Below are 25926 nucleotides of genomic sequence, written 5' to 3'. Positions count from 1 at the left end.
GCAAAGCATTTTCGCTAAATCTAAGGTTTGGGTGCTGGTTTTTGCTGGCTCACCACCGCTGTAGACTGAGAATTTCATGTAATTTGTTAATAAATTCTGAAGATCAGGGTATTCTGTGCGATTTTTACGCACCATTAAATAATACTCATACAGTGTGGAACATAAAAAAAACATTATTTTATTCGCGGGGCTTTTTTTCTTTCTGTCAGGGTTAGTCCCTATAGCTCGGGCACAGATACCCCAGTGGGAGAAGTGCGGATCGTTTATCGAACCAGCTTCAGAGGAATTGCTAGACCCTGAGCCTAGGGGGCCGGTGAATGTTGAGGCTGATCGAGTCGAATCCGAAAAAGATGGGGTCTCCGTTTTTAGCGGCGATGTTAAATTTAGACGCCGGGGGCAGTGGTTAGATGCTGATGAGGTGTTTTACGATAAGCCGAATGATACTGTGGAAGCTTTTGGCGATGTGCGCTATCAGGACGCCACCATGGATGTTATTAGTGATTCCGCTAAAGTAAATTTGGAGACCGATATTGGTGAGGCGGAAAACGCCCGTTATTTTCTGCGGGATTATCATGCCCGTGGAGAGGCGGGGGAGGTAGAACGGGAGAGTTCTATCAAGACCGAGCTGCGGGAGGCCACCTTTACGACTTGCGATATTGGAAACCATGCTTGGCAGTTGAAGGCGGATCGAGTGAGTTTGGATCACGAAGAAGGGGTGGGTTGGGCTCGCGGCGCTCGCCTTAAACTCTGGGATACGACGGTGTTCTATGTCCCTTTTCTACGTTTTCCTATCGATGACAGGCGTAAATCCGGCTTTCTTGTACCTTCAGCCGGAAGATCCAGTAATTCAGGCATAGATGCTAGCACCCCCTATTATTGGAATATCGCGCCCAATCTGGATGCTACCCTGACTCCCCGTTATCTCTCCCAGAGAGGCCCCATGATGGAGGGGGAAGTGCGCTATCTTAATCCTAGTAATTTCGGTCGAATAAGGGGTTCTTTTTTGCCCCATGATGCGAAAAGAGATGATTATCGCGGCGCTTTTTCCTATCGCCACAGCGGTAGTCCCCGACCGCGATGGTTTACCAACCTTGATCTCAATCTTGTTTCTGACGATAGATATTTTGAGGATTTCGGGAATAGCTTGAGTATTGCGAGTACCACCGTTTTAAATAATTCCTTGGACATAGGCTATCAAGGCAACGGCTGGAATGCCCTAGGGCGTTTTCAAGGATTTCAAACCATTGATCGGAGCATCCCCGCCTCCGCGCGGCCGTATCAACGTTTGCCTCAATTCTTGGTGGACGGGTTTTTCCCGGATCAGTTGTTAGGGCTGGATGTGGATTTTCACGGGGAAGTAGTACGCTTTGGTCGGGATGCCGGCCCGCCCACGGGGGCGTTGCGCTTAGATTTTTGGCCGACTGTGAGCTTGCCTTTTCGGACTCCGGGCACTTTCTTCACGCCTAGCATCGGTGTGCGGGATACCCGCTATTTTCTGGAGCATGCTCCTGCAGGCACGGACAGTACATTGAGCCGCACCTTGCCTATTTTTAGCATGGATACAGGGGCCATATTTGAGCGTTCGCTAACTTTGTGGGGAAATGATGTACGCCAAACGCTGGAGCCACGCGCCTACTATCTGTATGTCCCTTTTGAAAACCAGGAAGCTCTTCCAGTTTTTGATAGCGCCCCGCTGGATTTTTATTTCAGCCGGCTTTTCCAACCCAACCGTTTTACCGGCGCCGATCGTCTTAACGATGCCAATCAGCTTACACTGGCGGTTACGACTCGTTTGCTTCAGTCCAATACGGGGGCGGAGCTACTTCGGGCATCTATTGGCCAGATTCAGTTTTTTCGTGATCGTAAGGTTACAATGCCTGGTTTTGCCGAGGAGACAGATTCAAGCTCGCTGGTTATTGGAGAAGTAGCTGCTCGATTAGCCCAGGCGTGGTCCCTGCGAGGAGAATTGCGTTTTGATCCTCATACAGAACAAACTGCTCTAGGCGCGGCTGAGCTGCACTACCGTGGCAATGAGGGCGGTCTATTTAATATTAATTACCGTTTTCGCCGGGATTTTCTAGAACAAGTTGATGTCTCTGGGCGCTATCCGATTGCGGATAACTGGAATGTGGTGGGGCGCTGGTATCAGTCAATTACCGATGGCCGTCTCCTTGAAATGCTGGGGGGGGTGGAATATGACAGCTGTTGCTGGGCAATACGGTTGGTGGGCCGCAGCTATATTACCAATATCGAGGGAGACAGAAATAATTCGATTTTGGTCCAACTGGAGTTAAAAGGATTAGGCAATGTGGGCCAAAACGTGGAAAGGCTGCTAGAACGCTCGGTATTGGGCTATAGCGAACAATTCTAACTGGTGAATATGCAGTAATGGTTATTGGAATTTTTATCGTAGCTGGTAATCTCACCATCTGAGCAGATGAGGGAGTAGCTATGGGAAAAGTGCTGGTTGCTATTGTTGTCCTATTTTGGACTATGGGTAGTTTTGCGACTATGAGCCTTGATCGTATCGTAGCGGTAGTGAATGAGGATATAGTGCTGGAAAGCGAATTAGAGCAGATGGTCCGTACCGTTCAGGACCAATTGGCGGCTCAGGGAACGTCACTTCCTCCAGGCTATGTGCTAGAGCGGCAGGTATTGGAGCGGTTGGTCATGGAACAGTTGCAACTACAGTTGGCTGCCCGCACGGGTATTCAGGTGGGTGATGAAACCCTCAATGAAGCCTTGGGCCGGATTGCTCAGAATAATGGGCTCACGTTGAGTCAATTTCGCAATGTCTTAGAGCAAGATGGTTATGATTTTCCTAACTTTCGCGAGAATATCCGTAAGGAGCTGATCATTTCCCAACTCCATAAACGGGAGGTGAATGACCGGGTGAGCGTGAGCAAGGCAGAGATCGATAATTTTTTGGCAACCCAGAAAAAACACGGCAACCAGGATGCTCAATATCATTTGGCCCATATTTTGATTACAGTGCCTGAAGCTGCTTCGCCGGAGCAGGTTCAAGGGGCCAAGGCCAAGGCTGAGCAGGTATTACAGCAGCTGCGGGAAGGAACGGATTTTCAGAAGGTGGCGGTCACCTACTCCGATGGGCAACAAGCGTTAGAGGGGGGCGATTTGGGTTGGCGCAAAGTGGGACAGCTTCCCACGTTGTTCGTCGATGTAGTTCCTCAACTTCAGGTAGGTGAAATAAGTAAGCTCATTCGCAGCCCTAGCGGTTTCCACATCGTAAAGCTCCTGGAGTATCGAGGTGAGGGGGGGCAGCAGCTCGTTACCCAGACCCAGGCCCGCCATATTCTGCTTCGCGCCGACGAATTGGCCAGCGAGCAGGAGGTGCAGCTTCGGCTTAGCCAGCTACGCCAGCGAATTTTAAGCGGCGATGATTTTTCTGAACTGGCGCAGGCCCATTCTGATGATAAAGCCAGTGCCTTGAAAGGTGGCGATCTTGGTTGGGTCAGTCCAGGACAGATGATCCCTCGTTTTGAAGAAGCGATGCGCTCCCTTGAGCCGGGGGAAATCAGTGAACCTTTTAAAACTCAGTTTGGCTGGCATGTGGTGCAAGTTTTGGATCGGCGGCAAGAAAATGTAACCGAAGAATTTAACCGTAATCGAGCGAAGACGGAGATTCACCAGCGTAAGGTCGAAGAAGAACTGGAAAATTGGCTCCGTCAGCTTCGAGATGAAGCCTATGTAGAGTATCGTGTAGATAACTGAAAGAGGTGGTAGTAATTAATTATGGCTTGCCTGCGATTGGCCCTTACTCCTGGTGAGCCTGCTGGCATTGGTCCGGATATCTCGATCCAATTGGCTTGCCAGCGGCGAGAATATGAGTTGGTTGTGGTGGCCGATCCAGAAGTTCTACGCCAACGGGCGCAGCAGCGAGGGTTAGCCCTGGTGTTTGAGTCCTATGATCCTGCCCGGCCGCCGGAGCCAGGGGTCTCCGGGACATTGAAGGTTCTCCCGTTGCGAGCCCCCGTCCCTGTTACCGCGGGCTGTTTGTCTCCAGGGAATACGGCGTATGTTTTAGCGTGTTTGCGGCGCAGCGTAGCAGGTTGCTTGCAAGGAGAGTTTTCCGCCTTGGTTACCGGTCCCGTCCATAAAGGGATTATCAATCAGTCAGGCGTGTCTTTTAGTGGTCATACTGAATTTTTAGCCCAGTTGTGCAACCGCTCCCAAGTAGTGATGATGTTGACCGCACCCGGACTGCGGGTTGCGTTAGCCACTACCCATTTACCCTTGCGTGAGGTCAGTGCCGCGATCACTCGCCAAGGATTGGAGGGGACGCTGCGGATACTGCACGGGGATTTGAGGCGGCGTTTTGGAATTTCCAAGCCGCGTATTTTAGTCTGCGGCTTGAATCCCCATGCAGGGGAGGGAGGGCATTTGGGGCGTGAGGAGATGGAAATCATCGAGCCGGTTCTGGCAACTCTCCGGGCTCAGGGGATGCAGTTACTCGGACCCTTGCCGGCGGATACCTTGTTTGTGCCCCGTTACCTGAAAGAAGCGGATGCAGTGCTCGCTATGTACCATGATCAGGGGTTGCCCGTGCTTAAACATGTAGGTTTTGGGCAAGCGGTCAATATTACCTTGGGGCTGCCTATTATTCGTACTTCAGTGGATCATGGCACCGCTTTGGATCTTGCTGGTAATGGCCCGGTAGAAAGCGGTAGCTTGCAAGCTGCTGTGGAGGCGGCGTTAGCAATGGCAGAGAGACAGCAGCCGCCAAAGTAACTGTTCCGTCAGCTAAAGCAGACGGCTTTCCACTGCACAAGGAACACACTCATGCGCAAACATAGGATCAGTTACGATACCCCTTCTGGCAATGTTGCCAGCGGCGTTATGGTCTGCGTTGTTGCTGTGCCCGCATTCCACACACCGAAACTCAGCTTAGGATCGTTAAAGTCGCACACGGCGGCCAAATACCACTTGCCACGCACGAACATCAAATCGACCTCGCCTTTTCGGTGTGCAAGCAATTGGTGTTGGTGATCGCCACACACGTAGCCAATCTTTTCTCTGCCAGAGAGCAGCCAGAGAGAGACTTTCTCATCAGTAACAAAGCGCAAGATCCGATCATCATAAGGCTGGGCCGAATGCTTTCGAAAGGTGCATTTAGTTTTCTGATCCAGCTTATAAGCATCTGCTACTTTGGCAATGCAACGCACCGCTACTTGCGCGGACAGTTGAAATTTAACGCGAAGGTCTTGATAGGAGATTTTATGCAAATCGAACTGCCGAAAGGTCTTGGTCTGCCAAGCCCGTTCGGAAAGCCAGTTACATGCCACATTACAACGTTCAAGCGTCAAACGCAAAGCGCGTTCTTGATCAGGCGTCGGGTTCAATTTGAGGTTAGCGACAAGCTTCATACTCTCAAATATAGAATATTCTTGTCAGTCAATCAATCAAGAGACGGCACCCCGAAGCCCCCTAAAGGAGGCGGTCTCCAGCCGCAATTTTTATGAATCTCCTGGGCCATCGAGCACGCAAGCGATTTGGACAGCATTTCCTCCACGATCAACAAGTCATTGAGCGCCTAATTAGGGCAATTAAGCCTAAGCTGGGGGATTTAATGGTGGAAATTGGCCCTGGTCAGGGAGCTTTAACTCTTCCTCTGCTGCATTGTCTTGGGCAGCTTGAGGCGATTGAGTTAGATCGAGATTTGGCCGCTTACCTGATCGAAAGATGCGCCTCGGAAGGGAATTTGCGTCTGCACAATGTGGACAGCTTAACCTTTGATTTTCGTACGCTTGCCCATGACAATCGGCGACTGCGGGTAGTTGGTAATTTACCCTATAATATCTCCACACCCCTATTGTTTCATTTGCTAGGCCAGGTGGGTATTCTGGAAGATATGCATTTTATGCTGCAACGGGAAGTGGTTACCCGGCTGGCCGCCAAACCTGGAGGTAAGGATTACGGTCGTTTGAGTGTAATGGTGCAATTTTATTGTGAAGTTGAGCCTTTATTTACGGTCAAATCTGGCGCTTTTGTACCGCCGCCGAAAGTGGATTCGATGGTGGTGCGGTTGAGACCCCATCAACCTTCCCTAGCGCCAAACATATCCCATGAGGCCCTCAATCGAGTAGTTTCCCAAGCCTTTTCCCAACGCCGCAAGACTTTGGCGAATGCGCTCAAAGGTCTATTGAGTTCAGCAGAGCTTATAGCCCTCGGGATTGATCCTCGGCAACGGCCAGAGACGGTTAGCTTGGAGCATTACCTTGCTTTGACCCGCTATTGGCTGCAGGCCCAATAGCGCAGAAGGTTAAGGTTATAAAACTGGATAGCCGGCTTGTTCCAGCAATTCGGTTAAACGAATAAGGGGGAGGCCAACCAAGGCATTGGGATCGTTCCCTTGGAGATGTTGAATGAGGGCGATTCCTAATCCTTCGGAGCGGAAACTACCAGCGCACTGATAAGGTTGCTCCCGTTGAAGGTAGGTGTCTATTTGCTGCTCCGTGAGCTGACGAAATCGGACCTGGAAGGGTTCGACAACGGTTTTGCTTGCACCAGTAACGGTATTAAGGAGACAAAGCCCGGTATAAAAAAATACTGTTCGACCCGAAGCGGCCTGCAATTGTTGTAAAGCCCGTTCATGGGTTTTTGGCTTTCCCAGCATTTGCTGTTCCAGAACCGCTACCTGATCGGAACCAATGACCAAGGCATTAGAAGTTTTAGCGCCTACAATCTGTGCTTTTGTCTCCGCGAGACGGGCAGCTAATTCTTCGGGTTGCTCCTGGGGTAGCGGGGTTTCATCAATATCGGGAGCGTGGCTTTCAAAAGGCAGTCTCAGACGCGCTAACAGTTCTGCTCGGTAAGGGGAACTGGAGGCGAGTACGAGGGTTGGCAGGGCAGGAGAAGGAAGGGCCATGGGATGCTTTCTTCTTGGAATTAAGCTTAGGTGATGACCGAGGGTTGTGCCCGCCCCGTGCGTTGCTGAATTTGGGCTAGGTGGTCAGCGATTTGAATAAGATCGGCCAGGGCTACTTGAGTCTCCTGGTTGTGTCGGTCCGGATTTGGCTCAAAAGCTTCCAGGTAGACCCGCAGGGTCGCCCCTTGGGTTCCGGTACCAGAGAGACGGTAAATAATGCGGGCACTGTCCTTAAAGCAGAGCCGGATTCCCTGTCCCGTGGTGATGCTGTGATCAATAGGATCGGTATAGCTAAAGTCATCCGCGAGGGTTACTTCCCGCTGACCTAAGCGTTTGCCCTTTAATTTAGGAAGTTGCTTGCGCAGATCTTCCATGAGCTGCTGGGAAAGATCAGCGGGCAGATCTTCGTAATCATGGCGGGAGTAAAAATTGCGGCCGCAGTGGCTCCAATGTTCCTGGACAATGGTTTTTACCGACTGGCGGCGTACCGCCAGAATGTTGAGCCAGAATAAAACAGCCCATAGGCCGTCTTTCTCTCGGAGATGATCGGAGCCGGTGCCAAAACTTTCTTCTCCACATAGGGTGGCTTTGCCGGCATCCAGCAGGTTACCAAAAAATTTCCATCCAGTTGGAGTTTCAAAGCATTCGATTCCCAGGGCCTCGGCAATCCGATCAGCCGCCTGACTGGTGGGCATGGAGCGAGCAATACCTGCTAAACCGAGACGGTAACCAGGAATATGGTGGGCGTTAGCTGCCAAAATAGCTAAGCTATCCGAGGGGGTGACAAAAAAACGCTTGCCAAGGATCATGTTGCGGTCCCCATCCCCATCCGAGGCAGCGCCGAAACTGGGAGCATTGGCCCGGTACATTTTGGTGACCAGAGATTTAGCGTGGGCTAAATTGGGATCGGGGTGGCCGCCGCCGAAATCCGGTAGGGGTTCGCCGTTGAGCACGGTGTTGGGATCAGCGCCCAAGCGCTGTTCCAAAATATCTTTAGCGTAGGGGCCCGTGATCGCATGCATGGCGTCAAAGCACATGTGGAAGACGCCAGTATCGAATAGAGTGGCAATACGGTCGAAATCAAATAACTCTTCCATCAATTCCGCGTAATCAGTAATGGGATTGATAACCTCGACTCTCATTTCTCCAAGGGTGAATATGCCGAGGGTATCCAGGGGAATATCCTCGGCCTCTAAAACTAAATAACGGTTAATTTGCTTGCTTTGGGTATAAATAGCATTGGTCACCGACTCGGGTGCTGGACCGCCGTTGCTAATATTGTATTTAATGCCAAAGTCTCCATCAGGCCCCGCTGGATTATGACTGGCGGAGAGAATAATTCCGCCAAAGGCTTTACAGCGGCGAATGATGCAGGAAACCGCAGGCGTGGAAAAGAGTCCCTTATGGCCCACAAGTACCCGGCCTACTTTGTTGGCGGAGGCTATTTTGAGAATAATTTGAATAGCTTCTGGATTATAATAGCGCCCATCCCCTCCTAAAACTAATGTTTTTCCCGCCATGTCTTTCAAGCAATCGAAGAGGGATTGGACAAAATTCTCCAGGTAATGGGGTTGCTGGAAATGTTTAACTTTTTTGCGCAGGCCGGAAGTGCCGGGACGCTGGTCAGGATAAGGGGTCGTGGATACAGTACGGATATTCATGGTAAATCGTGCTCTTTTGGAGGATAGGTTGCTATTTTTATTATGAAGCCGTCACATTCAAGCATAAGGTCTGTTTTAAATTTAGCCCTTGATTCTATGAGAGTTGCCCTTATGTAGACTGATTGGTATTCACTCAGTTTACATCATATGGAGGAGATCCCAATACTATGACTGTTGTAAGCCATAAGGAAACGCTGGGCTTTCAAACGGAGGTTAAGCAGTTACTCAACCTCATGATTCACGCCTTGTACAGTAACAAGGAGATTTTGGTAGTGTTCCAGATCTGGAGGTTCCAAGTTTACACTTGCACACCAAATTCATATCGATTAATAAAAAGCCCAATGACAATATCATGCATTTGGCGTGTTTTGGAAAAGCAGATCGTTTTGCGTGCCAATCGTTTAATGCGGGTGCGCAAGGTGAGATGTTTTCTTTCTATTTTTTGGGTATGTTGTTTGCCGATGTGGTGTCTCTTACTGTCCAGATGGCGCTGATACGTGCCCCAGTCATCGGTATAAAAATGGGTGATTCCAAAAGGTTCAAGAAGTCTTTTGAGTTTCAAAAAGACGGTATCTTGATGGGTTCCCAAAACGTAGGCCAGCACCTGCCCACTGCGATGATCGATGGCATGCCACAACCAGCGTGGGTTAGTTTTCTTTCCCACAAAACTCCACATTTCATCGACTTCCGCTTCCTCAACCCGCAACACCTGCACTTCTACCTGCTCTGCAGGCAAACGCTTCAACAGCGCGGGGTTGACCGACTCAAGACGGGACTCTTTTTTTTTAGCTCCTTGAGCACCGTGTGGGGACTGATCTCTAAAACCCGCGCCGTATCTCGTATCCCACTCCCGTTCAGCGTCATCTCGATAATCTGCTGCTTGACTTGTGGCAAACGACCCTTATACACATAATCCAAGCGAAAGGAGCGATGGGCGCAGGCTTCATTCTGGCATAAATAACGCTGCTCTCCGCTCTCACTCCTTCCCCTTTTGACTACTCGATCGCTTTGGCAATAGGGACAATGCACGGGGAGAAGCACCATCGGAGCCTCCTGTTTTTTCTTCTTTGAGTTCATTGGATGAGCTGATAGGCTTAGCCTAGCATTAATTTAATAAATTCTCCTAATTTAAAACACGACCGGCACGAGTTTATACCTGCTGGTAGCAAAAACCGTTTCTCAACCCCCCGGTATCGCCATTACCGATCCCAGCAAGATCGTGCGCGCCCTTGATGTCTTCATACTGCTGATAAATTTCGGTTTACTAATTGCCCACTTTATCGGCGCGGTAGTCTCCATTTGGGTAACCGTCCTTGCCTCGGGCGCTCATAGGCGAATGCTACTTGCCAGCCATCATCCCCTCTCCGCCGGGAAAACCCTTCCCTGAAGAATGAAGAAAAAACAATGACAAATAAACGCCGCGCTATGCGAAAAAGGGGAAATTATTAAATAGGCTTCTCACCGTAAAAGCTGGTTCTCTGTCGCGCCATATCAACCAAGAGAGAATCTGGGGTAAAACGTTCCCCGAGCTGATTTTGGTAGCCAGTAAGTTCCTCGACAATTTTCCCAGATCCCCGGTTATCCATAAAACGAAAGGGTCCCCCTAAAAAAGGCGGGAAACCCAGCCCAAAAACAGCGCCTACATCGCCATCCCGAGCTGATCGCAATATGCCGTCGCGGTAACAATGCACCGCTTCATTAAGCATCGGCAAGAGGCAGCGCATCGCAATTTCATTGGCCTCCAGTTTTTTATCGGGTTTGATGCCTAATAATGGATAAACGGATGGATCTACCTGCTTGCCTTTTCCCTTAAAGGTTCCACCCGATTTTTGATAACGGTACAAACCCTGGCCATTTTTTTTGCCAAACCGATGGGAATCCACTAATTTTTCGAGCACTGACGTCGGCTTCATCCGCCCGCCGAAGGCTTCCTCCAGGATATGGGCGATCTTTTGAACCACATCGATACCCACCTCATCCAAAAGCTTGAGAGGCCCCACGGGGAAGCCAAAATTAACCAGCGCCTCATCAATATCCTGAATGGAGACTCCCTCAGCTAAAAGATGCGTAGCTTCATTGATATAAGGGGCCAATATCCGCGTGGTATAAAAACCCGCCCCATCACGCACCACAATCACCGTTTTATTTTGCTGCTTACCCAGGGCAACACAGGTGGCAATCACTTCCGGCGCACTCTTCTCGGTAACAATAACTTCAAGGAGCGGCACCTTGGGCACGGGCGAGAAATAATGCATGCCAACCACCGCCTCGGGACGATCACTCGCCTCGGCAATTTTATGAATAGGAATAGAGGAAGTATTAGATGCAAATATCATCTCTGGACTGCCATGGGTTTCTACTTCACGCAACACCTGCTGTTTTACCTCAAGATCCTCCACTACCGCCTCGATCACCACATCGGCTTGTTTAAAGCCGGTATATTCGGTGGTGGGACGGACCAAAGCAAGCACCCGGTCCTTTTCGCCCGCCGTCATGCGCCGTTTGTTAACTTGCTCAGTGACGGCATTCCACAGGACGCGGAGCCCTTGCCGCAAAACTTCCTGCTTAACGTCTTTCAAGCGCACCGGCAAGCGCGCTTTCGCGGCGGTCACATAAGCTACGCCACTTCCCATCAGTCCCGCCCCCAGAACGCCCACTTTACGCACTTTTCGGGGCGCTACCTTTTCATCGGTTCCCGAATCTTTTTTCAGCGCTGATTGCGCCAGAAACAGCGCCATCAGATTGCGGGCTTTAGTACTCACGGCTAAATCGCCAAAAGCTTCTACTTCCGCTTTAAATCCTGCTTCCAGGCCCTGTTCCATACCCGTCTTGATGGCTTCAAGCGCCTGGAGGGGCGCTGGTAGATTGCCATGGGTATGGGAAAGCACCTTTTTCCTGGCCTGGTTAAACACCAGGGAGCGCCCGAGGGAATTTTTCTCCAACAACAGCGATCTAAGCTGCCGCCAACTCAACACGCTGCTGAGAAGCTGGCCGAACCACTGGAAAGGACTCGCCTCGGATTTATCGTCGTTTTCCCGGGCAAGTTCACGGGCACGGGCCAAGGCTGCTTCTAACAGCACTGGCTGGGGCACCACCTCGTCAACCAAGCCCAAAGCGCGGGCTTTAGAAGCCGACATGGTTTTACCCGTTAATATCACATTTAGAGCCGCTTCCAAGCCCACCAGACGGGGTAGCCGCTGGGTGCCCCCCACGCCGGGAATAACCCCCAACTTAACTTCTGGCTGACCCAACCGGGTGCGGTCGCTGCTGGTGGCGACTCGCCCCCGGCACGCCAAGGCCAACTCCAGGCCCCCACCCAGACAAACTCCATGGATTGCCGCCACAACGGGGAGAGGAAAAGCCTCCAACTGAGCCATCGCTTTTTGGGCGGTGCGGGAGAGCTGCCTGGCCGCCTCGGCATCCGGCAATTGGGTCAACATCTTGATATCGGCGCCGGCGATAAAATCCTCCTTGGCCGAGGCCAGCACCACGACCTTTAACTCCTTATCCGCCGACAATTGTGCAAGCACTTGGTTAAAATCTTGCGCAAAGTCCGCCTGCAAGGTATTGACGGAAACATCAGGCACATCAAGCCAAATAATGGCGGCGTTACCTTCTCGCCTCTCAATGCGCAACGAGCGAAGCGTTCCATTTGTCATGGGGATACCTCCAGCACCATAGCCGCGCCCATTCCTCCCGCCGCGCAGGCGGTACACAGGCCAATCCCGCCACCGCGGCGTTTCAATTCTCCCAGGGTCTGGGCGATTTCCCGGGCGCCCGTGGCGGCAAAGGGATGGCCCATGGCAATAGACCCCCCATTGATATTCAATTTATCCCAATCGACTTTTCCAATCGGCTGGCTCCGGTTTAATTTTTCCCGAGCAAAAGTTGCCGATTCAAAGGCTTGAATGGTGGATAAGGTCGTGGCGGCAAAAGCTTCGTGCATATCAATCACATCCATATCCGCCAAGGTCATTCCCGCCCGCTCTAGGGCAATGGGGGTCGCATAAGCGGGCCCCAACAGCAATTGATCAAAGGGGTCCAGGGCTGCAAAGGCATAGCTGCGAATTCTTCCCAAAATAGGCATTCCCAAAGCCTCCGCCTTGGCCTCGTTCATTAACAACAGGGCGCTGGCCCCATCGGTTAAAGGAGAGCTATTCCCGGCTGTGACAGAGCCGTATTTCCGATCAAAAACGGGTTTCAGTTTGGCGTAATCGGCCAAATCGGACTCCGGCCGCAGCAGGTTATCCTCCTCCAAGGTAGCCGTGAATTGAGGAGGAATGGGCACGGCCATCACTTCATCGGAAAATCTTCCTTCTCGCCAAGCTCGGGCCGCCCGCTGATGGCTGCGACGAGCAAACTCATCCTGGGCTTGCCGGGAGATACCGTTCTCCTTGGCCATCCGCTCCCCCGCCTCTCCCATGGTTTCCCCCGTGGTAGGTTCCGCAATCGCGGGCGGACGGGGCAACAGGTCACGAGGCGAGAGGTTCTTAAAGGCCAGCAGACGCTGGACCAAGGTTTTGGCGCCGGCGGCCTCGTGCAGGGCCTCCTGGAGAGGTTTGGATACCGCGATAGGGACATCGCTCGCGCTCTCCGTGCCACCGGCAATTCCACACATGATGGCCCCTTCCTGGATGGCCTCCAATACATTGACCGTGGTTTGGTAGCTGGTGATGCAGGCTTTGGAGACGGTATAGGCGGGAATTTCCGCGGGCATCCCCAGCCCCAAAACAATCTCCCGGGCGACATTCGGGGCTTGCAGGGACGGAATGACTTGACCAAACACCACTTGCTCCACCGTTTTGGGATCAATATCCACCCGTTCCAAAAGCTCCCCGCACACCAGCTTTCCCAGATCCAGGGGAGAGAAATGCTTCAGCGCCGTTCGCCGCTTGGCAAAGGGCGTACGCAGCCCCGCCACAATTACCGCTTGCCTACTCTTGTTCATTCAGCGGATCCCATCCATTAAAGATATATACAAGCAACCTTAGAAGGTATGGCGGCAAATGCAAGATCAGGGCAAACTTTCTTTATCCTCCGGAAAGAATTTGCTCGCGCCCCAACGCCTGCTCCCCGCTGAGATCTTCCGGGGCAAAATCATCGACAGTAATGATTTCCCAGGTGAGTTTCTCCGCCTTCTCAGCAACCTTCGCTTCCGCCTCTGAAATCACTCCTCCGCTAACGGCTTCTTCCAGGGAAAGGCTATTAAGCCCTCTGTCCTTGGCTGCCCGGCGCAACTTTTTGCTCGTTTCATCAGCCGCAATGACCATTTTAAAAGCCTCCTCCAAACGGGCAAGGGGATCTTTTTCACTACTGCCCATAAAAACTCCCGCCGTCAGCCGATCTCGGCTGCTCGAAGGCGACAATAATAGCTCTGCGCACTGCCGCCCCACATCATCCGAGGGTTTTCCAAACCGCCTGCCCCAGGGAAATAAAACCCACCGTAATAACCCACCTACAGGGCGGGAAGGATAGTTGGCAAGAATCTCATCGAATGTTTGCTGAATAAGGTATAGCTCTCGCTGACTACACCAATGCAGCAAGGGAAAATCCTGTTCAGGTTGTTCCTCATCCTTAAAACGCTTCAGAAGGCAGCTCAACAAATACAGATGGCTCAGACAGTCTCCCAAGCGGGCCGATAATTTTTCCCGCCGCTTTAATTCTCCCCCCAAAATCAGCGAGGTGAGATCTGCTACCAATGCAAACGAGGCGCTCATGCGCCCCAACTGCCGATAATAGTCAGCCACCACGCCTGCTTCCGGGGCGGGAGACCACCGCCCCCCACTCAGGTTATACCACCAGGAGCGGCCAAAATTACGCAGCAAAAAACCGATATGACCAAACAGGGCCTGATCAAAGGCGACTAATCCTTCCTTTTCATCCGGGTTTTGCGCCGCCTGCATTTCCTTGAGCAGATAAGGATGGCAGCGAATGGCGCCCTGGCCAAAAATAATCATACCGCGAGTAAGAATATTCGCGCCTTCCACGGTAATAGAGACCGGAATAGCATGATAGCTGTTGGCCAGATAGTTACTCGGTCCTTCGCAAATGGCTTTGCCACCATGGACATCCATGGCGTCATTAATCGTCTCCCGCATACGCGTGGTGGAATGGTATTTGGCAATAGCGGAAAGCGTAGAGGGCTTGTCCCCTTGATCCACCGCCGCGGCAGTGGTCGTCCGAAGGGCGTCGAGTAAGTAGGCATTGCCGGCAATGCGAGTTAACACCTCCTCTACCCCCTCGAACTTGCCAATGGGCAGGCGGAATTGTGTTCGCACCCGCGCGTAGGCTCCCGTGGTGCGGGCGCATAATTTGGCGGCGCCGGTGCTCAGGGATGGCAAAGATACGGAACGCCCAACCCCCAGACATTCCATCAGCATCTGCCACCCTTGGCCTGCCCGCTCCTGGCCGCCAATAATCCATTCCAGGGGCATGAATACTTCCTCGCCGGTGGTGGGACCATTCTGAAAAGCTTGATAAGAAGGATAATGGCGCCGTCCTATTTGAACCCCTGAGGTTGCCGTGGGCACCAGAGCCAGGGTAATACCAATATCTTCTTGCTCACCTAGCAAGTGATCTGGATCATAGAGATGGAACGCCAACCCCAATAGGGTGGCAACAGGACCTAAAGTAATATAACGTTTATTCCAGGAGACCCGCATGCCCAGGGTACGCTTGCCCTGATATTCGCCATGGCACACCACGCCCGAATCAGGCATGGAAGCGGCATCGGAACCGGCCGTAGGCCCCGTCATGGCAAAACAGGGCAGCTCCTCGCCCCGAGCCAGCCGCGGAAGATAATGGTTTCGTTGTGCTTCAGTCCCATAGAGCAACAAAAGCTCGGAAGGCCCCAGTGAATTAGGCACCATGACGGTCACGGCGGCCGTCACGCTCCGGCTTGCCAGCTTAGCAATGACCGAGGAGTGAGCCAAGGCAGAGAACTCCAAGCCGCCATAGGTCTTAGGAATAATCATTCCCCAAAAACCATTATTTTTAATGAATTGCCAGACATCTAGGGGTAAATCTTTCCGCTCATGGTTAATTTCCCAATCGTCGAGCAACCGGCAAAGTTCCTCCGTTGGCCCCTCAAGAAACGCTTGCTCTTCCTCCGTAAGCCGTGGCTTGGGTAAATCATGGAGGTATTGCCAATTGGGTTTACCGGAAAAAAGCTCGACCTCCCAACCTACCGTGCCCGCATGCAGCGCTTGCTGCTCTGTCTCCGAGAGAGGGGGTAATACCCGACGCACCCTCTTTAGTACAGGCCAACTAATGAGATTGCGCCGCAAAGACAACAAAAAAGTAACCATTCTCAATCCCCTATGATTCATAATTAAGCGGTAACCTGCTCTTTTCCCGGAACGAGTGGTAACACCCTAAAGCAGACTGTGAAATTAAGTATAGCTAATTACCTATAATGTTAGAGTCCCCCGCTTTCTCGTTTGCCCCGGCAAGCCTTATGGCTACACGCTTTTACAGGGAGCATCTACTCCATGCAAGCTTTTTCCTTAAATCTCAACGCCTTTATAATTTTTTAGAAGAAGGAGAATATTTCTTTCTGTAGGAAGAGGTTTCCTGCGTCAGCCAACTTTTATGGCACGGCAGTTATAATTGGATAACCCCACCACAGCGAAAGATAAATTACAGCGAAAGATAAATTGATGCAAAAGCTGGTACTCTATGGGCTCTCTCAAATCGATATAATCTAATATGTGCGGCCGTTATACACTTCATACTTCTCTTGAACGGATTACTGCCCATTTCCATCTCCATCAAACCCAGGCACTAGCTCCCCGCTTCAATATCGCTCCTTCCCAAGCCGTTCCCGCCGTGCGCGGAGAGCCTCGAGAGCTAATCCTGCTGCGCTGGGGGCTTATTCCCTCTTGGGCCAAGGAAGAAAAAACGCCTTACAACCTCATCAACGCCCGTGCTGAAACCGTTGCCGCTAAACCCGCCTTCCGGGAGGCGTTCCGGCAGCGGCGTTGCCTTATCCCCGCCGATGGATTCTATGAATGGAAAGCAGAGGCAGACGGCAAACAACCCTACTATATTTGCCGTCGTGATGGGGAAGTGTTTGCTTTTGCTGGACTCTGGGAACATTGGCAAGGAGAAACGGGCAAATCCATCGGCTCCTGTACAATCATTGTCACTGGCGCCAATCAGCTAATCCAGCCAATTCACGACCGGATGCCGGTCATCCTGGAACCTACCGACTACGATGCCTGGCTCAACCCTCAAAACCAAGCCGCCAGCACGCTAACGGCGCTGCTAAAGTCTTATCCACCGGAAAAAATGAAGGCTTACCCCATAAGCAAAAAAGTGAATAGGCCCACCAATGACGACTCCGCATGTATAACCCCCCTACCTTGAAGTTCTCCGTCAAGGGTGAACGCCCCCTCTGGCAAGACAGCCAAGCGCGTAGGGCGTTAAAAATCCTGAAGGCCAGTGCTAGCCTTTGCCAGTAGTAGCGAGCAACTAGCGATTTTCTAGGCGATTATAGTCGAACAAGCCTGCGTGGATAGGGTCAATTGTTTTATAGGCCGCGGTAAATTCATCCCCAATATTCCAAAACCGGCGATCAGTCCTGCGTACGCCAAACCTATCTACCAGGGAAGAATAATCCGCATCATTTTGTAAACTCGCCACGCCGTTTACAAGTTCCGCAAGCCGCGTTTCATCGACTTCCCAGAAAGCATCGGGATAGGCGCCAATAAATCCACGTACTACTGTGATGCTATCTTTCTCCGGCAGTCGGTATTTATCTTCCCGAAACAGGCTGGTGATGTTACTGTGGGCATTATTGTGCAGCACGGTATAGTAATAAGTCCCTTTGTTTCCCGTAACTTTTAAAAACACCACTTGCGGTAGATAACTGACCGCTATCCCCATAGTCGCATCAAGTCGCTTCAACGGCTGCCACTGGAATGGAGGCACATCACTCTTATCCAGATCATATTTATCATTGAGCACTGGCGCCAGACGCGCGCGAATCATCCCCAGCAATTCAGACTTCGGATCATCGGTTTTGAACTTAATACCAGAATCCACCTGCAAGCTGACACGCTTGCCAAAGAGATAGGCGCGAGTGCTTTTGCTCGCGTCTTGATACCACTGTGTATAAACTTCCTCCCTGGTATCCTTCGGAAGCAGGGCGAGGAAATTATATTCCCCTTCCATGCGTAGGAAATCCATGTACAGGCGCGTACTCAACTGGTGGCCGAGGCTACCATAGACATCGAAGCCTGCAACCAGCAGGTAATGAATCCGCTCCAGTAAGGAATAGTCGATAATCCAGGCGGTTTTGGGCTCTCGCCCGATCATGCCGGACACTACCGAGGCGCTGTCAAAATGGCGAAAGATGGTCAACGCGGCATTTTGATTGTCGCCGCCGCCGTCCCAGACGAGTTCCAAACTAAGCGGGTCATTGCCAAAGTGCGAGCCAATCCAGCGGGCTTTTGCTTCCAAATATTTCTCATGGGCCTTCGCGTATTTCACCCAAGTTGAAACCGGCAGGGCGTTGCTGCCCGTTTCAACCGGTATTCGCAGGTGTTCCTTCTGAGCGGCAAGAAAATGTCCGGCTTGCGCATTACGTTTATAGTCGGGAGCGACAAAAAACACCCAGAAGTGATCGTTGATAACATTCAGCGCCACCTGGCCACGGCAAACCGGACCCTTGATAAAATTCATGATGGTAAACCTGGCTTCTTCGAGCAGAAAGCGCCAGCGGCTGTTCACAGGAATGGCTTCAAAAGCGATGAACGGATTAGCCGCAACTTCAGGCTGATAATCGGGCAAGGAATTAACTTTATACTTTGCGTCCAGGAAAAGCCCTTGCAGCCATTCCATCCGCTTTTGGTTCAGAGCATAAGGCATGTGCGTCTTGGCAAGGATGGTGCCCCCTTCGCGCACCAGCCGGTAATATACCCGTGCCCCGCCTGGGTCATCGTATGGGCGTCGTGTTGCAATCCGCTCTACCGGCTGGCCGGGCGGAGTCCGTGAGCGTACCAGCCTGAAATACTCCCCCTCCTGCAGTTTATCAAAGTACAAGTGAGCCAGAAACCAGTGCTCGTACAGATAGCGGGCCATCAACCGTTGTTTTTTAGTATGGCCATTCAAGAACGTTTCCCAAATCGCGATTTGCTCGGCATGAGCCTTATCGAGCGGTGGCTCGTTAGCCATTTTCGCACCCTGGCGCAACCAGGTTTCGAGTAGGGTAAATTCCGCCTCACTCAGCCCAGGTGTTGCGTAGGGCATACCCCAGAGCGGGTAATTAGCGGAAAAATGCTCCCACTCATCCAGTTGCGGGCATTGTTGCTCGCGTCCCAGACGCAGGTCAAATGTATCATCCAGAATCGGATCTGCAGGCAAAGGATGTTGGCGCTTCAACGCCAACATCTGGTAGAGCAGGCTGGCCTCTAAATTTATACTGGCAAGCTGGCGGCGCTCATTCAGCACGGGGTAAAAAGACCTTTGCCGCCACCCGGAAGTCGTTTTCTCATCTTCGTACAGCCGGCTTGGCAGGGCAGCTTTTAACCGTGTGCCGTTGTAAATTTGCTCTTTTGAAGCACCACGGTCAATACCAGCGGGGGAAGACAATTTTAACTGGCAAGGCGCATCATAACAGCCATGGCAGACGACGCAGCGTTGTTCCAGCACCGGCTTTACCCTACGCCGGTAAAATAATCCGGCCTGGGAATCCGCAACAACGATCCGCCGCCTGGGTTCTGGCTGACCATAGCGCTGCTCCAATCTCGTATTCCAGTAAACGGAGCAGCCGATGATAGCAACGCTCGCTGCCAGCAGCAGCGTGATCTTCCAAGGAATCGCGTTATTCATTGACCTCCTACGCCTGCTTGCGGCGTGTAAACGCTCATCCTTATTTCCTTGGTTGAGATTTCAGATTCACAACGACTCTCTAACGATCCATAGACAAAGCTATCGCGTTTCTTCAACAAACTGGGCGGTAGCCTTATCAAGCACTGATTTTTGCCGTTTTTCAACCTTATGAACATACAGCGTTTTCCGATCGACAGCCGTTCCTGGAGCGGAAGGCAAAGCCATTTTATAGGGGGATGGATGCGCATGATCGGCTAGTAAACGCTCTAAATTATAGACTTTATTAAAGCGCCAGAGCATTTTTAAGAAATTGAATTGCCCTCTAGCCACACGCTGGCTTACCAACCCCGCTAAATGCCCCATCGTCCGCCAGGAAATATGTTTCATATTCATCACCCGTTGGGTTTTAAGAAGCTCGCTATAAAATTCTTCCAACGGAAGCCGAGTCGGTAATACCGCGTGTTGAATATCAAAGAGACGGTAGTCACGGGTAGTTAAGCGATCAGATTGAGTATGCCAAATTTCCGTGCCAGGATAAGGCGTATTAATACTAATGTTCACCACTTCCGGGACTTCGAGGCACCATTGACGAACAACTTCAAATCGTTTGCGATCCCAATCCGTGTCCGCAATGATATTGATAGCAACGGTAATACCCAGGGAACGGGCGCATTCCAGAGCTTCCATGTTCTGGTCGAGAGAGACTCGCTTGCGGAATTTCTTCAGACCTTCCTCATCGATAGCCTCAAGGCCCAGAAACATATATTCCACCCCCAATTCCCGCCAAAACTTAAAAACTTCCTTGTTACGCAAGAGTACATCACCCCGGGTTTCGAGGTAGAATTTTTTCTTGATTCCCTTGCGGGCAATCGCTTCACCAATCTCTAGCCCGTGCTTGGATTGGATAAAGGCCACATCATCCACAATAAAAATACCCGACTCCTTGATCCGCCCCAGCTCCTCGGCAGCCACCTCCGGACTAATCGTGCGGTAGCTCCTGCCATAAAAAGTCCAAGCACTGCAAAAATTGCAATCCCAAGGACACCCTCGTGAAAATTCAATGGAAGCACAGGGATCAAGATGGCCAATAAAGTACTTACGCCGGTGCCGTACTAAATCTCGAGCAGGTCGGATATCATCAAGGCTTGGCACCATCACGGGAGGCGGACCATTACCCTCCAAAGTCACAACACCAGGTACTTCCGTGATAGCTTCTCTGTCCTCCTCGATGACCTCCATGAGCCGTGCCACGGAAGATTCCCCTTCCCCGCGCAGTACGCAGTCGATCGCTCCGTCGCCATGTTCCAGAAGTTCGTGGGCGGTAAAGGTAGCACTGTGTCCCCCTACAAAAAGAAAACATCGGGGCAAGCGCCGCTTGGTCTCTTTTGCTAGATCAACTATCTCGGGTACATTCGCCAAGAAATTGCATGAGAAGGCTAATGCATCGGGACGCCAATGTTCAATGAGCTTAAAATAGGCAGCGTGATTTTCTACCTGCAAATCAATAATTCGAACCTCATGCCCGGCCCGCCGAACCGCCTCGGCAACCAACTCGAGCCCCAAGGGCTCGAGCCGTAAAAAAACCTCAGTGTACATAAGCGGACCTGGATGAACAGCAAGAAAACGCATCACACCACCTCCTTCCTTCTCCCATTGCGGGCAAAATTTTAAAGAATATGCATGAAGCTAAGGGGAGCGTTTTCTAAACCCACTTTACTTCCCTAAAAAAAAGAGCTTGATGACCATCCTCCTTGGCATACTCCCGAGTATCCCCATTTGCTCCTAGTGAAATACGCGGGGACTTCCCTGTCTCCCCCGCACCACACTACTCTTTTGCTCCAATACCTCAGAACCTTTGCCGAGGAACTTAAGTTATAGTAGAAACGTTTTGATTAATCTAGGAAGAAAGCAGGCAAATGGTTAAGCAAACTCAGCAGCTCCCTGTATAAGGTCCAGCCCATTGCGGTCAACGGTTAGCGTGGCCCACCCACAAATGGGGCCATCATATTTCTCATACCCGTTCAAGCACTCCGCAAACCATGGGCCGCCGCCACCATAGTGCGAAGTGCTGTTTCTACTTCCGGCCACGTGCGAGTCTTAAGGCCGCAATCAGGATTAACCCAAAGCCGCTCGGCAGGGATATAGCCAGCTGCCTTTTTAAGCAATCCCACAATTTGCACTTCAGTGGGCGCCACGGGAGAGTGGATGTCATAGACTCCAGGACCTATTTCATTAGGATATTCAAAGTTGGCAAATGCTGCCAGCAATTCCTCATCGGAACGGGACGTTTCAATGGTAATCACATCCGCATCCAAGGCCGCGATAGCATGAATAATATCGTTAAACTCCGAGTAACACATATGAGTGTGAATCTGAGTTCCGTCCTCCACTCCACTAGATGCCACCCGGAAACAGCGCACTGCCCAAGCTAGATAGGACTCCCATTCTACCCTGCGCAACGGCAACCCTTCCCGGAAGGCCGGTTCATCGATCTGGATAATCTTGATGCCCGCCTGCTCCAAATCCCACACTTCATCACGCAGGACCAGGGCTAATTGCAGGCAGGTATCGGCTCGAGGCTGATCATCGCGCACGAAGGACCATTGCAACAAAGTCACAGGGCCCGTCAACATCCCTTTAACCTGCCTTGAGGTCAGTGACTGAGCATAGCGCAGCCACGCTACCGTCATGGGCTGCCGGCGAATCACATCACCATAGATAATAGGTGGCTTGACACACCGGGAACCATAGCTCTGAACCCATCCATTGTGGGTGAAAGCAAAACCTTCTAACTGCTCGCCAAAATATTCCACCATATCATTGCGTTCCGCCTCCCCATGGACCAGTACATCCAAGCCGTAACTTTCCTGCGCCTGGATAGCCCTCGCAATCTCAGCTTCCATCCGCTCTCGGTATTCTGGTTCGGCAATCCGGCCCGCCTTGAAATCCCGCCGGGCTTTACGAATATCCAGCGTTTGAGGGAAGGAGCCAATCGTCGTGGTAGGGTAGAGTGGCAACTTTAACTGCTCCCGTTGAATTTGAGCACGAACAGGGTATTTATGGCGTCGCCGAGTCATGTCTTCATTCACGTCAGCCATGCGGGCTTGAATTTCCGGCCGGTAAATTCGCTCTGACTGGCAACGGCTTGATTGAGCTGCGGCCGAATCCGCCAATGCCTGAGCCACAATGCTCCGCCCTTCCACTAACGCTCGTTTCAGAGTCGCTATCTCTTCGATTTTTTGCATGGCAAACGCTAACCATGACTTTAACTCTTCATCCAACGACGATTCTAAAGCTAAATCCATGGGGCTATGGAGCAAAGAACAAGAAGGGGCGATCCAAAGCCGATCATCTAGACGTTCCCGCAAGGCTTCTAGCTGCGCGAGACTCGCTTCTAGGTTATTACGCCAAATATTACGCCCATCCACGAGACCAGCGGAGAGAATCTTATAAGAGGAAAACTCATCCAGCACCTGGGTCAATTGCCCAGGGGCGCTAACCAGATCGATATGCAGACCTTCTACCGGCAACTGGCAAGCCAACCGGGTATTATCGCCAAGCGCGCCAAAATAAGTGGCCAGGAGACGTTTCGGACCGCCGTTAGCCAGGTTAGAATAGGCCCTTTCAAAAGCGGCTTTCCAATCCGGAGGTAGATCCAAAACTAGAATCGGCTCATCCATCTGAACCCACTCGACTCCCTGCGTCTTGAGACGATGCAACACTTGCCCGTATACTGGCAGCAACGCGTCTAGCAAAGAAAGCTTATCGAACGCCCTGCCTTTACTCTTACCCAACCATAAAAAACTTAAAGGCCCAAGTAATACTGGTTTAATAGAAAAATTCAGTGCTTGCGCCTCCGCAACCTGATTAAACAAGGTGCTGCTCGCTAGGCGAAAAGTCTGCTGGGGCTGAAACTCAGGAACAATATAGTGGTAGTTGGTATTAAACCATTTAGTCATTTCGCAGGCTGCCACCTCTTTTTTCCCAGGCGCTCGCCCTCTAGCCATGCAAAAGTAGGTAGCTAGATCAACTTCGTCTTGGAGTTCACCGAAGCGGGGCGGTATCACCCCTAACAGGACGGACATATCAAGCACCTGGTCATACCAGGAAAAATCACCCACAGGAACTAAGTCTAGACCCGCTTCTTGTTGCTGCTTCCAATGGCGTGCCCGCAACTCTCTGGTTACCTGAAGCAGCTCTTGCTGACCCAGCTGTTCTTTCCAATAAGATTCCAGCGCCCACTTCAATTCCCGTTGACCGCCTATTCGTGGGAAACCTAGATTATGTGCCAAGATCACGATAAACACCTTCCTTATTGCTTTCCTTATCAATAAGAAATAGTGTGCCCCAGGTGGTTTATTAATACAATTTAATTATTTTTAAAATTTTATGAATAAAATTCATAAAAATAGTAAACTAGCCTATTTGACGCAATAAAACCAATGCCCTACCCTTAACTGTCACTTGGCTACCTGGCTCATAGCGAGAAGGATCTTCCTCAGGTCCAGGAAGAGATTTATCCGTATCCAGGGATTCTATCCAGCGCTGCCCCTCCTCTTCCTTCGGGAGCGTGAAAGCCAGCGGCTTATGATGGGCATTGAAGAGCAGGTAAAAGCTATCGTCAACCACCGGTTCGCCACGTCGGTCAGTGCTGGTAATGCCCGCGCCATTCAAATAAACTCCCAAGGATTTAGCATAGCCCACGCGCCAGTCTTCCTCCGACATTTCCTCTCCTTCTGGCGTGAACCACTTGATATCAAAAACTTCGCCGCCGTGAATAGGACGGCCATGAAACCAATGGCGGCGGCGAAAGATAGGATGCTCCTTCCGGAGATGGATTAACTGCTGGGTAAATTTCAGCAAAATTTCATCCGTATGGTCCCAATCAAACCAGGAGATCTCATTATCCTGGCAGTAAGCATTATTGTTCCCTTGCTGGCTTCGGCCTATTTCATCGCCGCCGAGCAGCATGGGCACGCCTTGGGATAAAAACAGGGTCGCCAGGAAGTTACGCTTCTGGCGCGCCCGAAGCCCATTGATGTTAGGATCATCGGTAGGCCCCTCAACGCCGCAATTCCAGGAACGATTATGGCTTTCGCCATCCTGATTGTCTTCTCCATTGGCCTCGTTATGCTTCTCGTTATAAGAGACCAGATCATGGAGCGTAAAACCATCATGGGCGGTGATAAAATTGATGCTTGCAAAAGGCCGGCGGCCACTGGCTTCATAAAGATCAGAACTACCCGTAAACCGATAGGCGAATTCCCCCAGCGTCTGCTCGACCCCACGCCAATAATCACGCATGGAATCCCGATATTTCCCATTCCATTCAGCCCAGCCCGGTGGAAAATTACCCACCTGATAGCCTCCCTCACCTAGATCCCAAGGCTCAGCAATCAGCTTGACCTGAGAAATTACCGGATCTTGGTGGATAATATCAAAGAACGCCCCCAGCCGATCCACTTCATGCAGCTCCCGCGCAAGCGCCGACGCCAGGTCAAAGCGAAATCCATCCACATGCATTTCCAGCACCCAGTAGCGGAGGCTGTCCATAATGAGCTGCAGGGTGCGGGGATGCATCATATTGAGGGTATTACCACAGCCCGTATAATCCATGTAGGCGCGGGAATCATCAAGCTGCAAACGGTAATAGCTGGCATTATCCACACCCCGGAAGCACAGGGTAGGCCCGAGTTCGTTTCCCTCGGCGGTATGATTGTAAACCACGTCCAAAATCACCTCGAGTCCGGCCTGATGCAACGCCTTGACCATGGCCTTAAACTCCTTGATTTGCTGGCTTACCTCCGAATGGCTAGCGTAGCGGGCATCCGGTGCGAAGTAACCAATAGAATCATAACCCCAATAATTACGCAATCCCTGCTCAACTAAACGACGCTCGAAAATGCAGTGGTGAACCGGCATAAGTTCAACCGCCGTTACCCCCAGGGAACGCAGATGCTCAATCACCGGCGGGTAAGCCAAACCGCCATACGTCCCCCGCAGATGCTCCGGAACTTCTGGATGGCGAGCGGTAAAACCCTTCACATGAACCTCATAGATGATCGTCTCATCCCAGGGGATTCGGAGCTGGCGATCTCCTTCCCAATCAAAACTGGGGTCAATCACCACGCATTTAGGCATCATTGGGGCACTATCGCGCTCATCCTTACTGAGATCGGCCTCGGGATGGCCGACTTGGTAGCCATAGAGGGCATCATCCCACTGCACCCTTCCCTCAATCGCCTTGGCATAAGGATCAAGCAGCAATTTAGCCGGATTAAAACGATGGCCCGCCTGAGGCTCATAGGGACCATGGACCCGAAAACCATAGCGTTGTCCCGGCCCTACCCCTGGCAGGTAGCCATGCCAAGAAAAATCGGAGGCTTCCGAAAGCTCAATCCGCGTCTCCTCCGGGCCATTGAAGAGGCAAAGTTCAACGCCTGTCGCGTTTTCTGAAAATAGCGCAAAGTTGGTCCCCGATCCGTCCCAGGTCGCACCTAGGGGATAGGAATTTCCCGGCCATAATTTTATAGGCTTACTACTCAC

General features: G+C 51.5%; 17 protein-coding genes. 6 read left to right on the top strand and 11 right to left on the bottom strand.

Annotation, left to right across the window (positions count from 1 at the left end; all coding sequences use genetic code 11):
- Nucleotides 1-154 precede the first annotated feature (154 nt).
- From NWAT_RS06860 to pdxA, 3 genes are all read left to right on the top strand, one after another.
- A complete protein-coding gene (locus NWAT_RS06860; RefSeq protein WP_013220404.1) occupies nucleotides 155-2371 on the top strand; it encodes an LPS-assembly protein LptD in 2217 nt (738 codons plus the stop codon).
- An 80-nt stretch (nucleotides 2372-2451) separates the two neighbouring features.
- On the top strand, nucleotides 2452-3732 hold the full coding sequence (locus tag NWAT_RS06855) for a peptidylprolyl isomerase (protein ID WP_013220403.1): 1281 nt from the start codon (nucleotides 2452-2454) through the stop codon (nucleotides 3730-3732).
- A 21-nt stretch (nucleotides 3733-3753) separates the two neighbouring features.
- A complete protein-coding gene (gene pdxA / locus NWAT_RS06850) occupies nucleotides 3754-4749 on the top strand; it encodes a 4-hydroxythreonine-4-phosphate dehydrogenase PdxA (RefSeq protein WP_013220402.1) in 996 nt (331 codons plus the stop codon).
- Between the two features lie 71 nt (nucleotides 4750-4820).
- Here the strand turns inward: pdxA and NWAT_RS18185 are convergent, their stop codons facing one another.
- Nucleotides 4821-5384: a transposase gene (locus NWAT_RS18185; protein ID WP_013220401.1), complete on the bottom strand. Its 564-nt coding sequence runs from the start codon at nucleotides 5382-5384 to the stop codon at nucleotides 4821-4823.
- A gap of 92 nt (nucleotides 5385-5476) precedes the next feature.
- On the opposite strand from NWAT_RS18185, the gene rsmA reads away from it, so the two are divergent.
- Nucleotides 5477-6271, top strand: a complete 795-nt coding sequence (rsmA, locus tag NWAT_RS06840; protein WP_013220400.1) for a 16S rRNA (adenine(1518)-N(6)/adenine(1519)-N(6))-dimethyltransferase RsmA — start codon at nucleotides 5477-5479, stop codon at nucleotides 6269-6271.
- A gap of 15 nt (nucleotides 6272-6286) precedes the next feature.
- Here the strand turns inward: rsmA and NWAT_RS06835 are convergent, their stop codons facing one another.
- The 3 genes from NWAT_RS06835 to NWAT_RS18180 form a co-directional block, all read right to left on the bottom strand.
- Nucleotides 6287-6886, bottom strand: a complete 600-nt coding sequence (locus NWAT_RS06835) for a Maf family protein (RefSeq protein ID WP_013220399.1) — start codon at nucleotides 6884-6886, stop codon at nucleotides 6287-6289.
- Between the two features lie 26 nt (nucleotides 6887-6912).
- Complete coding sequence (locus tag NWAT_RS06830) at nucleotides 6913-8547, bottom strand: alpha-D-glucose phosphate-specific phosphoglucomutase (protein ID WP_013220398.1); 1635 nt, start codon at nucleotides 8545-8547, stop codon at nucleotides 6913-6915.
- 298 nt (nucleotides 8548-8845) lie between these two features.
- Nucleotides 8846-9591, bottom strand: a protein-coding gene (locus NWAT_RS18180; RefSeq protein WP_422615527.1) for an IS1 family transposase whose coding sequence is annotated in 2 segments (ribosomal slippage) — nucleotides 8846-9336 and nucleotides 9336-9591 — 747 coding nt in all. Because the reading frame shifts where the segments join, the coding sequence is not laid out codon by codon here.
- A gap of 112 nt (nucleotides 9592-9703) precedes the next feature.
- Here NWAT_RS18180 and NWAT_RS16040 point away from each other — a divergent pair.
- The gene (locus NWAT_RS16040) at nucleotides 9704-9934 is read left to right on the top strand and encodes a DUF3611 family protein (RefSeq protein WP_083781429.1); all 231 of its coding nucleotides are present in this window, start codon (nucleotides 9704-9706) and stop codon (nucleotides 9932-9934) included.
- A 58-nt stretch (nucleotides 9935-9992) separates the two neighbouring features.
- Here NWAT_RS16040 and fadJ read toward each other — a convergent pair whose 3' ends face one another.
- From fadJ to NWAT_RS06805, 3 genes are all read right to left on the bottom strand, one after another.
- Nucleotides 9993-12206: a fatty acid oxidation complex subunit alpha FadJ gene (fadJ, locus tag NWAT_RS06815; protein ID WP_013220395.1), complete on the bottom strand. Its 2214-nt coding sequence runs from the start codon at nucleotides 12204-12206 to the stop codon at nucleotides 9993-9995.
- Entirely contained in the window at nucleotides 12203-13495 is a 1293-nt protein-coding gene (gene fadI / locus NWAT_RS06810; RefSeq protein WP_013220394.1) for an acetyl-CoA C-acyltransferase FadI, read from the bottom strand. The genes fadJ and fadI overlap by 4 nt, the downstream gene beginning before the upstream one ends.
- Nucleotides 13496-13577: 82 nt before the next feature.
- Nucleotides 13578-15854, bottom strand: a complete 2277-nt coding sequence (locus tag NWAT_RS06805) for an acyl-CoA dehydrogenase (protein ID WP_013220393.1) — start codon at nucleotides 15852-15854, stop codon at nucleotides 13578-13580.
- A gap of 400 nt (nucleotides 15855-16254) precedes the next feature.
- Between NWAT_RS06805 and NWAT_RS06800 the strand changes: the two genes are divergently transcribed.
- Nucleotides 16255-16914 (top strand): SOS response-associated peptidase, encoded by a 660-nt coding sequence (locus NWAT_RS06800; protein WP_013220392.1) that lies wholly within the window; start codon nucleotides 16255-16257, stop codon nucleotides 16912-16914.
- Between the two features lie 105 nt (nucleotides 16915-17019).
- Here the strand turns inward: NWAT_RS06800 and NWAT_RS06795 are convergent, their stop codons facing one another.
- The 4 genes from NWAT_RS06795 to glgX all read right to left on the bottom strand — a co-directional run bounded on the left by NWAT_RS06795 (nucleotide 17020) and on the right by glgX (nucleotide 25926).
- Nucleotides 17020-19380, bottom strand: a complete 2361-nt coding sequence (locus NWAT_RS06795; protein ID WP_013220391.1) for a fatty acid cis/trans isomerase — start codon at nucleotides 19378-19380, stop codon at nucleotides 17020-17022.
- Between the two features lie 99 nt (nucleotides 19381-19479).
- Nucleotides 19480-21009 carry a hopanoid C-3 methylase HpnR gene (gene hpnR, locus NWAT_RS06790; RefSeq protein ID WP_013220390.1) on the bottom strand — a complete coding sequence of 510 codons (1530 nt, stop codon included), beginning with the start codon at nucleotides 21007-21009 and terminating at the stop codon, nucleotides 19480-19482.
- Between the two features lie 392 nt (nucleotides 21010-21401).
- Nucleotides 21402-23678: a 5-methyltetrahydropteroyltriglutamate--homocysteine S-methyltransferase gene (gene metE, locus NWAT_RS06785; RefSeq protein WP_013220389.1), complete on the bottom strand. Its 2277-nt coding sequence runs from the start codon at nucleotides 23676-23678 to the stop codon at nucleotides 21402-21404.
- Between the two features lie 118 nt (nucleotides 23679-23796).
- Nucleotides 23797-25926: a glycogen debranching protein GlgX gene (gene glgX, locus NWAT_RS06780; RefSeq protein WP_013220388.1), complete on the bottom strand. Its 2130-nt coding sequence runs from the start codon at nucleotides 25924-25926 to the stop codon at nucleotides 23797-23799.

It is taken from the genome of Nitrosococcus watsonii C-113 (genome assembly GCF_000143085.1).
In the GTDB taxonomy this organism is placed as follows: domain Bacteria; phylum Pseudomonadota; class Gammaproteobacteria; order Nitrosococcales; family Nitrosococcaceae; genus Nitrosococcus; species Nitrosococcus watsonii.
This window is presented reverse-complemented; position numbering and strand designations above follow the sequence as displayed.

Bases quoted from the DNA above. Each gene is read 5' to 3' on its own strand.
- fadI (WP_013220394.1), bottom strand. From the start codon at position 13,495: ATGAACAAGAGTAGGCAAGCGGTAATTGTGGCGGGGCTGCGTACGCCC.
- NWAT_RS06805 (WP_013220393.1), bottom strand. From the start codon at position 15,854: ATGGTTACTTTTTTGTTGTCTTTGCGGCGCAATCTCATTAGTTGGCCT.
- hpnR (WP_013220390.1), bottom strand. From the start codon at position 21,009: ATGCGTTTTCTTGCTGTTCATCCAGGTCCGCTTATGTACACTGAGGTT.
- pdxA (WP_013220402.1), top strand. From the start codon at position 3,754: ATGGCTTGCCTGCGATTGGCCCTTACTCCTGGTGAGCCTGCTGGCATT.
- NWAT_RS06795 (WP_013220391.1), bottom strand. From the start codon at position 19,380: ATGAATAACGCGATTCCTTGGAAGATCACGCTGCTGCTGGCAGCGAGC.
- rsmA (WP_013220400.1), top strand. From the start codon at position 5,477: ATGAATCTCCTGGGCCATCGAGCACGCAAGCGATTTGGACAGCATTTC.
- fadJ (WP_013220395.1), bottom strand. From the start codon at position 12,206: ATGACAAATGGAACGCTTCGCTCGTTGCGCATTGAGAGGCGAGAAGGT.
- NWAT_RS06830 (WP_013220398.1), bottom strand. From the start codon at position 8,547: ATGAATATCCGTACTGTATCCACGACCCCTTATCCTGACCAGCGTCCC.
- NWAT_RS06855 (WP_013220403.1), top strand. From the start codon at position 2,452: ATGGGAAAAGTGCTGGTTGCTATTGTTGTCCTATTTTGGACTATGGGT.
- NWAT_RS06835 (WP_013220399.1), bottom strand. From the start codon at position 6,886: ATGGCCCTTCCTTCTCCTGCCCTGCCAACCCTCGTACTCGCCTCCAGT.
- NWAT_RS06800 (WP_013220392.1), top strand. From the start codon at position 16,255: ATGTGCGGCCGTTATACACTTCATACTTCTCTTGAACGGATTACTGCC.
- NWAT_RS18185 (WP_013220401.1), bottom strand. From the start codon at position 5,384: ATGAAGCTTGTCGCTAACCTCAAATTGAACCCGACGCCTGATCAAGAA.